Source organism: Metabacillus hrfriensis (genome assembly GCF_030127205.1).
Taxonomy (GTDB): domain Bacteria; phylum Bacillota; class Bacilli; order Bacillales; family Bacillaceae; genus Bacillus_P; species Bacillus_P dongyingensis.
On sequence record NZ_CP126116.1, the window covers coordinates 1421952 to 1436570 of the forward strand.

A 14619-nucleotide genomic window follows, 5' to 3' on the forward strand; every position below is an offset into this window, starting at 1 on the left:
CACTTGAGAAGTACGCACTTTGAAGTGCCATAAGCACTTTTTTGTAATCCAGCAGTGCTCGAAAGACAAATATTTGGTATTAAAAACCTAATAACATCAAAAAAGCTGGTTTACTAAATTGTTATATAATCCTATCTCTTATTCTATTCGTTCTTGCGCTAACGGGAGCGGTAGTAAAATAACTTAGAATCTAATTTTGCATCGGCTTTCGTATTTTTCAATCTTCCGCAATCGGGCGCTTATCTGAATAAGGTAAGTGTCCTTTTTAATGGAATAAATGATTGAGATAATCGCCTAATTTTGAAATATAGTATTAGGCAATTTGGCAGGAAAGGGCATCTGTTTCCATAAACAAAAATAGTGTAGAGTATATGTCTAATAATTTTCCCTAAGGAAACTTTTTTAGCTATATGCATATATATGTCTTACGGGAAAAATAAGCGAGGAAACTATGAGGTCTATGAATGGTACTGATAAAAAATAGGAGGTTCGGTATGTTTGTTAAATTTTTAAGAGAAAATGTCTATATTCCTTATTTACTTACAGTATTTCGTCTTTATATTGGATGGCAATGGCTACAAGCCGGATGGGGGAAAATTACAAACGGATTTAACGCAAGTGGGTTCCTGACAGGAGCTGTTAAAAACGCTGCTGGAGAACATCCAGCCGTTCAACCTTGGTGGGTAAAGTTTCTAAATGGATTTGCAATACCTAATGTTGAAGTGTTTAATGTATTAATTCCTTGGGGAGAATTTCTTGTGGGACTTGGCCTAATTTTAGGTATATTTACTACTTTTGCTGCATTAATGGGAGCAGTTATGAATTTCGCTTATATGTTTTCTGGATCTACAAGTATGAATCCTCAAATGGTTCTCATTGAGATATTTATCCTTATCGCTGGCTTTAACGCTGCTAAAATTGGATTGGATTATTGGATAATCCCATTTATAAGAAAACAAATATTAAGAAAAAAGGAACAAGAAATCTCCACCTACACTGAAAAGTAACCACCCAGTTAGCTTAGTAAAAAAGTTTCCGGTATTCAATTAAAGAGCCCCATTGCTGAATAAATGAACTTAATCTTTTGGGCTACTCTTAATGTTTAGCGATATAACTGCCCGAAAAACTGACCAAACTGACTGTAGATGCTTTAAAAGTTTTATAAATTAGTATAATGATGGTTTAAAATATATCGGTGAAAATGGATTTATCCTGTACTGTCCTGAACGTGCAAAACTATCTTATTTCCTTGACAGGGAAGGAGGCGGGGTTCGAATCCCTCACAGGTCATAAGCCTATAAACGTTTAAAAGGGTTTCCCGGAAAGGGAGACCCTATATATTTGCTACGGAAATAATTTAACTGACCAATTTAATTTCTAATCTTTAAAAAGCATTTCCAGCGTCTGAATCCATCTATTTAGTGAAATGTGCAGAAATGTTCATAGCAGTCTCAACATCTTTATGTCTGAGTCTTTGAATAATAACTTTATAAAGAGCTACTTAATTTCTATATTAACAGCTCTTTAATTTGAACTCTTTTCAAAATAATTATCTTAGTAAGCCTACTTTAATACCTTTATTTAATATATTTTGATAATCAATAAATTCATATATATCATCTTCAATTAATGAACTTAAATGCTTGAATTCGTCTACAGTCAACTCTTCAATTGTTTTATGATTATCTTCACAATAAATTACAATAGAACCAACAATGCTATGAGCATCTCTAAAAGCAACCCCTTTGCTGACCAAATAATCAGCAACCTCTGTTGCATTGAGAAAACCATCTTTCACAGCTTTTTTCATGTTTTCTCTATTAACCTTCATTGTAGATATCATTTTAGACATAATTTTCAAACAAGCTAATACTGTATCCAGGGAATCAAAAAAAGGTTCTTTGTCTTCCTGCATATCTTTATTGTATGCCAAAGGTAATCCTTTCATAGTTGTTAATAGCGATGTAAGTGATCCATATACTCGTCCTGTTTTTCCTCTTATAAGCTCAGCGGCATCAGGGTTTTTCTTTTGAGGCATGATACTGCTGCCTGTAGAGTAAGCGTCATCGATCGTAATAAATTTAAACTCTTGACTGCTCCATAAAATTAATTCTTCACTTAATCTGCTTAAGTGCATCATGATAATTGAAAAGTCAGACATTAATTCTAAAAGATAATCTCTATCGCTTACTCCGTCCAGGAAATTATCCACCGGTTTAGAGAATCCCAGCTCTTCTGCTGTAAATTCTCGATTAATATGATGAGTAGTTCCTGCCAGAGCCCCACAGCCAAGCGGACTTTCGTTCATAATTTCAATTGCCTTAAGAACTCTTTTTCTATCCCGATTCAGCATGTTATAGTATGCCATTAGATGGTGTTGAAAAGTTATTACTTGAGCACGCTGAAGATGGGTATATCCTGGCATAATTACATTATTTTCTTTTGCTTTTTTTTCTAGGCTATTTTGAAGGTCCTCAATCGATTTGATCACTTCTAAAGCCTTACTTTTAGCGTAAAGTCTAATATCTGTAGCAACTTGGTCATTTCTGCTCCGTGCTGTGTGGAGTTTTTTTGCTGTGTCACCAATTCGTTCTGTCAAATTCACTTCAACAAAGCTGTGGATATCTTCAAAATTTCCTTCGATAGGCAATGTTCCGTTTTCAATGTCCTCTAAAATCGAAAGAAGAGATTTTACAAGATCTTCGCCTTCTTTCTTTGTGAGCAAATCACATTGCACTAACATATTGACGTGAGCAATACTTCCTTTAATATCTTCAGAATAAAGCCTTTTATCAACCTTAAGTGAGCTGTTAAAGTCTTCCATTAATATATTTTCTTCTTTTCTAAAACGTCCTCCCCAAAGCTTCATAACGAGTTCTCCTTTTGTGGAATTTCTGACTTTTAAGATATTTTAGTTACACTTTCTTGTAATTCTTCAATGTTCCCTTTTTTACGCATGTACCATACTCCGTTATAAACTGCAAAGTAGTAAAAGATAAATCCAAGTATTGCCGCAACTATAGACATAAATGGCTCAGGAACAATACCATTGCCGCCAAAATTTCCTATATAGGACAGCAAAACAAGCAATAGAATATAAATAACAAGATATAACCCGCCTAAGATTTCAACTGATTTATGTTTATTGATAAAATGGGTTACTAAATAACAGCCAATTCCTAAAATTAACCCTGTAATTGCAAGTTGTACCCTGCTCCAGTTTGTCCAATAAATAAGAAGCGTAGCAAAAACAAAGGCTAATGGAGCAATGATATGCATACCCGGGAGACCATTGTCTTTTGTCAAACCAACCTTACGGAAAACCATTACAGTTACACATGCCGAAGCATACTTGAAAATACCTATTGCTCCCACAATAGCAACAATTGCAGTCCAGCTTTTTAAAGGGAATAAGAATAGCATTCCGATAAAGAAATTGAGAGCAAGTGCACGAGTCGGGACACCAAACCGCTTGTTGATTGTTCCGAAGAAAGATGGCAGGAACCCGCTTTTCGCCATTCCAAAAACATGTCTTGAAGTTCCAGCTGTATAAGTAAGGGCTGAGCCTGTTGGGGAAATCATGGCGTCAGCTGTTATGATCCATGATAACCAAACCATATTTGCCATAAGTGCCAGATTAGCAAATGGAGAATCAAATTTAATGCCACTCCAGCCATTTGCCAGCATTTCCGGTGGAACTGCTCCAATAAAAACAACTTGAAGTAACACATATAAAATTGCTGCAACTACCAGAGAGGTGATCAAAGCCAGTGGAATATTTCGTCTAGGGTTGACCACTTCTCCACTCATCATGATAACGTTTCCAAATCCTGTGTACGCAAAAAATATACCACTGGTTAATATCGCACTTAATCCAGCGCTATAACCATTAGGGGCAAATCCCTGACTCGTAAAGTTCTCTGCATGAAAACCTGTCATAAAAAAAGCCAGGATCGTTAGGACGGGTACAACAAACTTAATAGTGGTAATAACGGTGTTCGTGACTGCAAATAGTTTTACTCCAAAATAGTTAAAAACCACAAAGAATATCATTAAAAGTGTTGATGCCAGAATGCCGGTTGTTGTAAGTTGCTCCTTAGTTACATCATATAGCCCTGGCCAAAACTGATTGGCGTATTGTATAACTCCGGCAGATTCCACTGGTGCTGTGGCACAATAGCCAAGCCAGATAGAATAACTAGTCACTGTAGCAAGCATTTTTCCATGGGAATAGAGGGGATACCGTCCTAAACCACCTGTTTCAGGCTTAACTCTGCCTAATTCAGCATAAATAAGAGCTATGAGTGTTATGGCAACTGCACCAATCATCCAAGAAATAATAGCTGCAGGACCAGCTAATTTTGCTGCTGCCCATGGTCCAAAGAGCCAACTTGACCCTATTATTCCCCCGAGAGATAGTGCTGTAAGTGACCAAAATCCCATTTTCTTTTTCAAATATTGTTCTTGATCCATGAATTTACCTCTCTTAACTAAGTATTTACCTTTTAAATTCTCAATTTCCTTATTTTGATTCCATTTAAAGAATCAATTCAATAACTCCTTTCTTATTTTTCAGTTGAAACTTAGAGCATAGTTCAACCCAATGTGTCGAGAAAAAAATTTAAAATAAAAATTCAAAAAATCTAAATATGACACTTCAGGTTTAACAATGATTGACTCATAGTTTATGAATTAGCTCAATTGAATATTTTAGGGTAAATAAAAGGTATTTTCCCTAAAATGATTTTATTTTAATCATTCATATTTTTCAATATATTTTCTGAAAATTTATAAAAAAAATAACCAATCCATGGTGGATGGTTATTTTAATCGATACATTTTACCTGGTCTTCCACGAGAAGAATAAGACTCCTCTCCGATATACTCAGCCAAATCAACCTCACATAGACTTACTACAACGCGCCTTGCATTACGTTCATCCCAATAGAGATGTGTCGCTAAATCTTTAATCGTAAAATTACTCCAATTCATTCTTTTGATTAGAGCGTATAATTTATTATAATTTTTCACACTGATTTTGACTTTTTTTAGTTTATCTAAAAAATCTTTGTCATTTATACGGTAAGAAAAACTTAACTCATCCTCTTCACCTGCAGATTGGATAATAGTACCGTCCTCTTGAATAATGACAATCCCATGCTCTGACTTTTCTTTTGATAGTTGAATAGCGCGCTTGGCGTTTATTTCTGCTGAATGAACGGTCACCCCATACCCAATACCTACTGTGACTGCAGTATCAGATTCATGAGAAAGTTGGTAGACAGTATCTTGTAAATCTTTGATTTTCCGTTCAATCGCACCGCGTGAACTGAAAATTACGTAACGGCCGTTGCCTTTTTCTAATAAAGACCCATCTAATTGTTCACAGAACCTAAGCAGAGTTTCTTTTAATCGTAATTCTAAATATTGCAAGTGATATGAACTTTTAACCTTCTCTGATAGTTTGTCAAAATGTTCAATTTCGATAATTTGAACACCAATTTGTGTGTCCTTAAAGTAAAAAGTCCTAGTCTTTTCTGCAAGAATTCTTAAAGTTTGGCGGATTTCCATGTCAGTTGTTGAAATTCGGTAAGTCGGCACTCCGGCTTCTTTTAAACTGAGATATACAGCTTCAAAACAAGTCAAAGCTCCCTTAGTCTTTTCACTTTTCCACAAATCGATGTGGAAATCAATTAATTCTTGAGTGTTCGAGTTAATGTTAAAGGTTTTCACATAGATTTCCTTGGGAGCAAAATCTATTTGCTGTAATGCCTGTTCCAAATGGGACGTTGTTAATTCATCGATACTCACTTTATTCAAAAATTCTGCTTGGTAATATCCCATATGCAAAAGACTTTTATAAATTCCGGATTCAGTATGTTGAATATAAACTAAGTTTTCTCCCGAATTTAAAGTGTTTTTCGCAATCATATATGAAATTCGGCTGGAAAAAAACCAGACATCAACATAGGAATTATATTCGAGGACAATTCTTTCAGTATCCTGGAAATCGCTATACGGATAAGCTATAAAATCCATGGTCATCTCATATTCTTTACCTAAATTAATAATTCGTTCTACGGATGAATTAGGACCGATAACCCCAACTTTATACATTATTTCCTCCTATTTTAGAAAACTTTATATATTAACATTCTATATAGAAATTTAAAGAAATTATAGTCTCAACCATAGGTTCAGGTACAGAAATTTCAAATTTCTTGAAAGGAATCTTTGACTTTCTGAACATATCACAGAGTGTACCTCCTTCACCTTCCTGGTATATTAATGAACCTGCATTAAAGAAATTAAAAAGATTTATATATTTTTAATTTTTTTTTTGAAAATTTGAAACTTTTCCCAATGTGAAAGAGTTACATAATTGAATTTGATTTCCTAAATCAATTTCAACAAAAACCGAAGGAGGAAATTTTGTGAGATTAATAAAATCATTTATCTGTTTGTCTGCTGCAGGAATTATGGCATTTCACGTTCTGCCTTCAACAATGGCAGAAGCATCTTCAATCACCGCATCAACCCGCACAATAAGTGCCGTAAGTGATCCCTATCCAGGCCATGTCATAAAGTATGGGGATCGGGGATCGGATGTAAGAAAAGTACAAAACCAGTTAAACAAAAACAATGTACCAATCTATGTAGATGGGATATTTGGTCAAACAACACTCAAGAAGGTCAAAGAATTACAGATGCGAAGACATTTGAAAGCAGACGGGATAGTAGGTCCATCAACGTGGACAGCGCTCTATCATACTGAATTTCCTTATCCAGGCCATGTTGTGAAGATAGGGGACTCGGGCATAAATGTAACACACATCCAAGCTCGTCTAAATGATGCCGGCGGATCGATTAAAATTGACGGTATTTTCGGCCCTAAAACTCAGCTGAAAGTAAAAGAATTTCAGAAAAAATTAGGATTGAAAGTAGACGGAATTGTCGGACCGGAGACGTGGGACATTTTGTTTAACTATGAAGAATAGATAAATAATGAACAGACGCCAATCTCTTGAACCGTAAAGGATTGGCGTTTATGCTCACTTCATATGGATTAGCAAGTATATAGTATTTGATTAGGAATCTCCCATAATATTTTTTAAAACTGAATGTCAGTCAGTGAAACAGTCATATGGTGTTCCAAACTTTTATAAAGAGGTGTACTGTTAAATGAAACCCAGTAAATCAATAGTGTGGATTAATGTATTTACTGCCAAACCAGGAAAACTGGATGAATTGGTTGCAATACAAGCTGAAGAACTACTCAACTTTAAGAGTAAAGGTGTTCCTGGCTGGATAAGTAGCCGCTGGCACCGTTCTGTCGATAATAACAAGGCAATTATGGTGACTACCTTCGAGAATATTGAATTTCATAAAAGCTGGTTAGAAAAAAATGACTTTTCTGAACACCTAAACAAGATTAAACATCTTATTGAAGGAGCTGAAGGCGGGTACTATACGCTGGTGGAAAGCATTGAAAACTTGTAGATCCCCTAAATTCTATGCGATAGTGGGACATGAAAGAAAAGGGTGATATAGATTTATGTATCACCCTTACCGGCTAGCAGCCGGTCGTCTTTCTAATGATAGAAGTGAACAGTGAAACCTTTGGTGCTAGTTGAAGAAGAATGAAAGTATTTTACCTATTAATTTAACTTGAGGCTTTTTCTAATTTACATATGAATTTATAAAACAGCAGCAAGAAAATGAATAAGAAGGGGTCAAGAACAGCTGCGTACGATAACTTCCACCATCCATAATTAAAATAACCAAAAGGCTGCGGAAGAAGGGTGAGTGATTCATAAATTAAAATCCCAATAACCCAAAGAAATATATATAATCCCTTTAAATACATTGATCTTTTAAATGGATACCAATTCAAAAACATCATATTAACAGGTGGAATTATAAAAAGATGAGGAAGTAAATCGATCCATTCAATTTCTTTATCAAAATACCAATAGCCATCATATTTTATTTCTACAAATACATCAAAGGTGCATTGAAAAGCAATCGTAAAAAGCCAAATGTGAACTATTTGATTTCCTGTTATATTTCTGTTGGTTCTAAATGCAATAATGAGAAAGAGGAAAATACTTGCTAATAACCCAATCATATTTATCCCTTTTTATGATTTGCTAATTTATTGCGGTCTTCTGAAAGTGGCGGTTCTTCAAGCCAGCCGTTTTTTATCATTATGTTTGCACCGTTTTCAGCATATTCTCCTATTTCAGCAATTAACCGCACATAATGGAAAGCTATGTCCCTTCTAGCACTTACTGACATACTCGCTCCATAAAATCCAATACTCAAAGCAATTAAAGCTGTCGTCATAAACATCATCATTTTGTCTGAGAATGGAGGGATCTTTGAAGCAGTTACATTAGAAGCCCAGGCCATTGGAACTGGCAGATCATTTTCTTTTAATAGTGAGCCAAATATTTCAACATGTTTTGAAGCAATTTCTTTTCCTCTCGCCATGAACCTGGCTACTTCAGCAGATTTTGCTACTTGACTGAATCCTAACATTGTTACAATCCCTAAGGCATTTCTTTGTAAATTGGCAAATATATTTGTGATTTCTATTGCTGTTAGAGGCCTTTGTTTTCCAAACCACCCGGCTAAAAAATTTTGCTGCTCAACAAATCTGACTTCATTCGGTGGATTCAAGTAAGGGGACCTGATAAATAATCCTTTAGATAATAAAACGTCTTTTACTACCGTATCAAATTTGTTCATCTCAGTAAGACATTCCGAAAAGTATTGATCTATATCTGAACGTACAACTAAAACCTTAGAGGCAGCATAAAAACTTAATGCTATTTCATCCATGCTTTTTATAAAATATAGAACAAAACTATCTGAAAATAACCTTGGAGCAGTCATATTTACGTCATTTTTAACATTAAAACCCTGGGGTATTGGATAACTTTCCTTATTAAATATTTCAGACAGCTTCTTTAAATGTGCATCTGCAAGTTCTAATGACTGTTCTAATATTGAACGTATTTGATTATCTTCAACAGTTTCTAAAAAGTATTTAAAAATACATTTAGACATACTACTATTCATGTACGCTGACCAAAGCTGTGAAATTTCTGAAGCAGTTAATTTAACGTTATGTTCTGTTTGCATGACTTTAATTCTCCTTTTATGAAGTCAGTTTATTTTCTCTCCAAAATAGCGAAATATGTAAAAAGTGTAAAATCATTGCATAGGTGTAAACAATACCTGGCAGTAGTTTGGTCCTTGAAAGTTGGATTGTAAGGGGAAGGGAGGTTATTAAAACTTTGCATTAAAATATGTATTTAATGAGCTTTTCTAAAGCATAAGAATTTTTTGCACAGGCTTGTGAAATAACAGAGGAGGTATTTGGAAAGAGAAATAAGAGTGAAAAAAACCGGTTTTTTTCTAACGGGTTAGGTTGCAGGGTGCAAACATATTCATTAATAGTAAATAATGAACTCCAGATTTTTATGGAATTCCTTTTCGTTCTTTAATTATTGCCCCCGATTGCGGAATAAGAACAACCTATTTCTTTGTCTGCCTATTTTACATAAAGCTTCTTCTAGGAAGTTTCAACTATATTCTTTTCCGATTTTTACTGGTATAATATGGTTGATTTTGTTAATGAGAGGGGAGAAAAAGATGGATCAACTTGTATTTAAGCAATTTGAGATGACAAGAGAATACTTCATTAAGATTGTAGAGTCCGTTTCTAAGGAACAAACTGATGTGCAGCCAGATGGTTTTAATAACACAATTCATTGGCATATAGGTCACGTTTTGACAATTACTGAACAAACTATGTTTGGTTTCCCGCATATAACAACTCACCTTCCCACGAATTATATGGAATTGTTTGGAAATGGTACAAAACCAGCTGATTGGACAGGGAATATACCTGCTATGGATCAGCTTATTGTACAGTTGAAAGATCAATTAACTCGTTTAAAGCAAATTCCTACTGAACAGCTGGATCAAGATTTGGATACACCATTCTTGGGGTGTAAGACTGTTGGAGAACTTGCAAGTTTAACATTAATGCATGAAGCTGCTCATATGGGGCAAATTCAGGCAATGAAGCGTATGATTGAACATGTAAGTGTTAAAAACTGAATTTAACAAAGTGTTACATTGATATAAAAAAACCAGTCTAATAAAACTGTTTTTTTCTTTTGGAAGTTTTAAAATTCTGAAAATAAAATATGTACCACATACTTAAAGACTGGTTCAAATGTATTATCAATAAAGAATAACTTAACACTTTTTAAGTGTAAACTTGAACAAGTCATTTTTAAGCAATAAACGATTTTAATAATTTGCTGTATGGTATATTCTACCGTTATCCATAAGAAAAAGATAACGGAAAAGTGAAAAAGGATGCTTCACAAAAGTTATGTAATCTTTTGGAAACATCCTCAATTTCGGAAATTCTTAAATAAATGGTATCAAAATGTTATTTTTTTGTTCAAACCTCATTTTTCTTCATTACAGAAATGCTCCCCTTTACTTCAATAAGAAGAGGCAACACTTTGTTAAGCAATCGCCCCCGATTGTTGAAGATCATTTATGTTGTCTTATCGAAGAATAGCGCCCTTTGACGGAAGACTTGATTTCAAGATATTCATTAATAACGATCTTTCGTTATTGCTCCCGTTTGTTAAGCAGGAATATGGGCTTCACGTACAAAATTCTCACTAACCCATTTCCCCACCCTCTTAAAAAAACCTAATACGATTATTCGGTCCGTCGGCGGTTGCTCTATCCATTTTTGCAAGGTACGCACAATAGGTTTTTTATCAGGGAAATGGTGGATAAATATTTCGGATTGCTCGTGAAGCCGTGTCGACCAAATCTGCGAACGCACCATTACCATTGAATAGTATGTTCGAATTAGTTTTCGAGCGAAGCCTTGTGAAATTGTTTTAATCTCACCGATAGATGCAGTTTCTAACCGACTTATTGTCCGATTAATAACTTCACAAATATCTCCATTGAAGCTTATAGCTATCTCCGGTGTGAGTTTGTAAGGACCAAATCGCTCTCGAAGATCTTCTCCGTGCACACAAACACAGAGTTCCATAAGAAATGCTTGTTAGTAGTAATTCGCTGGATCAATTGCATAGTCGTAATATGCAACAGCTATCCCAACATCACGAACCAGGGAGCTATATTTTTGAGACAATTCCCTAGCGATGTTTTTTAATTCAGTGGATTGATCGGGACTCAGCATGCAATCAAATAGTGCGAGAAGGTCCAAATCTGATTTGCGTGGTATAGCATCACCTCTTGCTACACTACCGTACACATACTGGGATTACGTTCCCTGGTTACATGGGCGCCTTAGTCATGGGAGCTGTAATCCGAAATATTGTCGATGCAACCGGCAAACATCATCCAGATAATGAAATAATCACAACTGGTGAAGTGTCTCTATCCTTATTCCTTGCCATGGCTATGATGGGACTAGAACTTTGGGTGTTGGCTGATTTAGCGATTCCAATCATTGTGATTCTCACTGTCCAAGTACTATTTATGTTTCTGTTCAGTTATTTTATACTTTTCAATGTATTGGGTAAGAATTATGATGCAGCAGTTCAGACTGCAGGCTTCATTGGCTATGCAATGGGGTCGACGTCTAACGCGGTGGCAAATATGCAGACAATCACAAGAAAATACGGTCCTTCTCCAGCTGCTTATATAGCTATACCAATCGGGGGGACGTTTTCAGACTTCTTTAATGCGATTATCATTACAGCATTCTTAAACTTCTTTACTTGATCAGAGATGATTGATGATCTTGAAGCGAAATGCCGTGAAATGAAAAGCGGAGAAATATAAGAGTAAATATAAGAGCCTATTTCTAGGCTCTTTTTAACTGTGTGCCCCTGTTTTGTTGCTAAGATTCTTATTCGGATAAAGATGATGCTCTCTAGCTCATTAAAGTAACCATTCAGTTTTCTCTTTTTAATATCGCTTGACATATATATTCCGCTGCTTTTCCATCTCCAAATAGGGGTGGTTGAGAATATTTCAGACAGTCTAATTTTCGCGTAACCGTTTTAGTAATTGTTTGAACTTCTATTCGACTTAACATATTCCAACCATTTTCTAATGTTTCAATCCATTCCGTTTGGTCCCTTAGTGTTGTACATGGAGTCTTCAGGAAGTAAGCCTCTTTTTGAAGGCCTCCAGAATCAGTCACAATCATATAAGCGTTTGCTGTTAAGTAGAGCATTAATAAATATCCGACAGGATTGATAATGGTTACATTTTTAAATTTGATATTCAATTTATCAATTAATTTACGAGTTCTTGGATGCAACGGTATCAGTACCGGTTTATCCAATTTTTCAAAAGCTGAAAAAATGATTTGCAGCTTTTGAAAGTCATCAGTATTTTCAGCCCGATGAATAGTGGCAAGGTAATACTCATTCTCTTGAAGATGAGAAGGAATTACCTCATTTTCAGTCTCTAAGGATTCCAGCCAGGCGTCTTTAGAATAGAGGCTATTTGAAATTGTGATAAATCGATTGACTGTATCATACATAATGTCACCAGTAAGAATCACCCCTTCAGTAATTCCTTCCTTTTTCAAATTTTCTACAGCGGTTTTTGTTGGACATAACAATAAATCAGAGATGTGGTCTGTTAGTACTCTATTTTGTTCCTCTGGCATGCCTTTATGATAACTGCGTAAGCCTGCTTCAACATGAAAAACAGGGATGTGTAATTTACTAGCCGCTAGTGCACCAGCCAAAGTAGAATTTGTATCACCGTATACGAGTACTCCATCAGGCTTTTCTTTTAAAATAATATCTTCAATCTTTTCAAGCATTCTTCCGGTCTGGAAACCATGATTTCCCGAGCCGACCCCTAAATGATAATCTGGTTCAGGTATACTGAGCTCTTTAAAGAAAATATCTGACATATTTTTATCATAATGCTGCCCCGTATGAATGATTATCTCGTTATGTTCTTTTCGAAATACATCAGAAAAAGGTGCCGATTTGATAAATTGCGGCCGCGCACCTATTACGGTTATAAGCTTCAAAATACATCAACCTTTCAAAAACAGTTTAGATTTCAATAAACCATTCTATGTCCACCTGTACTATTTATTACCGTCGGTTTATAGAATAACGATGTAGTCAAAAGGGATTAACAGCACCGTCCAATCGAAAGGGAGTTTTACGACATAAGGTAGTTAATGATTATTGTTTTGGAGGTGAGGGATATGGTGAAAATTTGTAAGCTGATTAGAGAACATTCCTTTAAAGATATTCGAATTTTTGAAAAAGAAGCAATAAGTTTAAGAAAAATAGGCCACGATGTTACGATTGTGGCAGGAAAGAATGGCAAGTATGTTTTAGGGCCGGATAGGAATTATATAACAGATAAAACATATCAACAGGATTCTTTTATATATAAAGATGTTCACTTTTTAACTTATGTTATTAAATATCCTCTAAGTTCTCACGTAAATGAGATGATTAAGGCCCTAGAGGAGAACCGGCAAGATTTTTTTATTGACACATTATATGATAAGGCATTGTCTACTGATGCTAACGTTTATCACGCCCATGAATGGCATACTTTGTATGAGGCTGTACAGATTAAAAGGAGTCTAAGAAAAAAGGGAAGAAACGTAAAGGTTGTCTTTGATGCTCATGAATTAGAGGCCGATAACACTTTAATGGCGTTAATGATGAAGGAAGTGGATCATCTTATTACGGTATCTGAGTCTATTAAAGAAATATATATAAAAAGATATCCGGGAATACCTGTTACGCTTATCTATAACTCTCCATCCTATCAAGAAGAGATCCCTGTGAAAAATGACAATAAGGATTCCTTTACCATTGCATATGAAGGTGTCGTAACAGTAGGAAAAGGTAATCCCCAAAAAATACTAGATATCACCAATCTTTGTAAATCAAAAATGGAAAATTTCCGATTTGAGATTATAGGAAGGGTTCCAGTACGTAAATATTATCAGGTAATGCGAAAGAAAATAAATGACAATCCATATATTGAGTGTAGATGGGTCGATTACCATGATCTGCCAAAAGAATTAAGTAATGTGCATGTTGGCTATATCTTTTTTGGAACAAATGAAGAAAATAGAAATTATGCTCTGCCCAATAAATTTTTTAGCTACTTGAATAATGGAGTTCCTGTTGTTGTTAATCAATCACATGAAATGAAAAACTTTGTTGAAAAATATCAATGTGGTATCGTAGTAGAAAAAGAAGACCCTACTGCAGAAGAATACGTAGAGGCGTTCCAACTACTATATCAGGATCGTCAATTATTAAATCAAATGAGTAAAAATGGCAGAGAGGCGATGCGCACTATTTATTGTTGGGAAAGGATGGAGGAGCGTTTAGCAGAAGTTTATAATAGTCTTAAATAATAATAAAGGCTCTTTCCACACAAGTGAGAAGGGTCTTTTTTATGACAATCCCATCCGTAATCGAGGGGAAGGATGTTATTGCTCAAGCACAAACAGGTACAGGAAGCGTTAATCCTTTGTGTGTCAAGGAATTGACGCTTTTTTGTTGTGAAAAAGTGACTATCATTCTGCATATTTTGGTTTTTTTA

General features: G+C 35.2%; 13 protein-coding genes. 6 read left to right on the forward strand and 7 right to left on the reverse strand.

The annotated features are described in order from the left end of the window. Nucleotides 1-494 precede the first annotated feature (494 nt). Nucleotides 495-1007 (forward strand): DoxX family protein, encoded by a 513-nt coding sequence (locus tag QLQ22_RS07045; protein ID WP_284016306.1) that lies wholly within the window; start codon nucleotides 495-497, stop codon nucleotides 1005-1007. 542 nt (nucleotides 1008-1549) lie between these two features. On the opposite strand, the gene argH is transcribed toward QLQ22_RS07045, so the two are convergent. The 3 genes from argH to QLQ22_RS07060 all read right to left on the reverse strand — a co-directional run bounded on the left by argH (nucleotide 1550) and on the right by QLQ22_RS07060 (nucleotide 6117). Further along, nucleotides 1550-2869, reverse strand: coding sequence for an argininosuccinate lyase (gene argH / locus QLQ22_RS07050; RefSeq protein ID WP_284016307.1), 1320 nt, complete (start codon nucleotides 2867-2869; stop codon nucleotides 1550-1552). A 32-nt stretch (nucleotides 2870-2901) separates the two neighbouring features. Continuing rightward, nucleotides 2902-4473, reverse strand: coding sequence for an APC family permease (locus tag QLQ22_RS07055; protein WP_284016308.1), 1572 nt, complete (start codon nucleotides 4471-4473; stop codon nucleotides 2902-2904). A gap of 348 nt (nucleotides 4474-4821) precedes the next feature. After that, nucleotides 4822-6117 (reverse strand): hypothetical protein, encoded by a 1296-nt coding sequence (locus QLQ22_RS07060; protein ID WP_284016309.1) that lies wholly within the window; start codon nucleotides 6115-6117, stop codon nucleotides 4822-4824. Nucleotides 6118-6434: 317 nt separating this feature from the next. Between QLQ22_RS07060 and QLQ22_RS07065 the strand changes: the two genes are divergently transcribed. Then, nucleotides 6435-6998, forward strand: coding sequence for a peptidoglycan-binding domain-containing protein (locus QLQ22_RS07065; RefSeq protein WP_284016310.1), 564 nt, complete (start codon nucleotides 6435-6437; stop codon nucleotides 6996-6998). 184 nt (nucleotides 6999-7182) lie between these two features. Further along, nucleotides 7183-7500, forward strand: coding sequence for an antibiotic biosynthesis monooxygenase family protein (locus tag QLQ22_RS07070; protein ID WP_284016311.1), 318 nt, complete (start codon nucleotides 7183-7185; stop codon nucleotides 7498-7500). Nucleotides 7501-7663: 163 nt separating this feature from the next. Here the strand turns inward: QLQ22_RS07070 and QLQ22_RS07075 are convergent, their stop codons facing one another. Further along, nucleotides 7664-8128, reverse strand: a complete 465-nt coding sequence (locus QLQ22_RS07075; RefSeq protein ID WP_284016312.1) for a hypothetical protein — start codon at nucleotides 8126-8128, stop codon at nucleotides 7664-7666. Nucleotides 8129-8130: 2 nt separating this feature from the next. Further along, nucleotides 8131-9147, reverse strand: coding sequence for a DUF3231 family protein (locus tag QLQ22_RS07080; RefSeq protein WP_284016313.1), 1017 nt, complete (start codon nucleotides 9145-9147; stop codon nucleotides 8131-8133). 513 nt (nucleotides 9148-9660) lie between these two features. Here QLQ22_RS07080 and QLQ22_RS07085 point away from each other — a divergent pair. Continuing rightward, nucleotides 9661-10131 (forward strand): DinB family protein, encoded by a 471-nt coding sequence (locus tag QLQ22_RS07085; RefSeq protein WP_284016314.1) that lies wholly within the window; start codon nucleotides 9661-9663, stop codon nucleotides 10129-10131. A 979-nt stretch (nucleotides 10132-11110) separates the two neighbouring features. Here QLQ22_RS07085 and QLQ22_RS07090 read toward each other — a convergent pair. Beyond that, on the reverse strand, nucleotides 11111-11323 hold the full coding sequence (locus QLQ22_RS07090; RefSeq protein ID WP_284016315.1) for a nucleotidyltransferase domain-containing protein: 213 nt from the start codon (nucleotides 11321-11323) through the stop codon (nucleotides 11111-11113). Nucleotides 11324-11364: 41 nt separating this feature from the next. Here QLQ22_RS07090 and QLQ22_RS07095 point away from each other — a divergent pair, with 41 nt between their 5' ends. Beyond that, nucleotides 11365-11796, forward strand: coding sequence for a sodium/glutamate symporter (locus QLQ22_RS07095; protein WP_284016316.1), 432 nt, complete (start codon nucleotides 11365-11367; stop codon nucleotides 11794-11796). 172 nt (nucleotides 11797-11968) lie between these two features. On the opposite strand, the gene wecB is transcribed toward QLQ22_RS07095, so the two are convergent. Next, nucleotides 11969-13069, reverse strand: a complete 1101-nt coding sequence (wecB, locus tag QLQ22_RS07100; protein WP_284016317.1) for a non-hydrolyzing UDP-N-acetylglucosamine 2-epimerase — start codon at nucleotides 13067-13069, stop codon at nucleotides 11969-11971. 183 nt (nucleotides 13070-13252) lie between these two features. On the opposite strand from wecB, the gene QLQ22_RS07105 reads away from it, so the two are divergent. After that, nucleotides 13253-14431: a glycosyltransferase gene (locus QLQ22_RS07105; protein WP_284016318.1), complete on the forward strand. Its 1179-nt coding sequence runs from the start codon at nucleotides 13253-13255 to the stop codon at nucleotides 14429-14431. The last annotated feature ends 188 nt before the right edge of the window (nucleotides 14432-14619 follow it).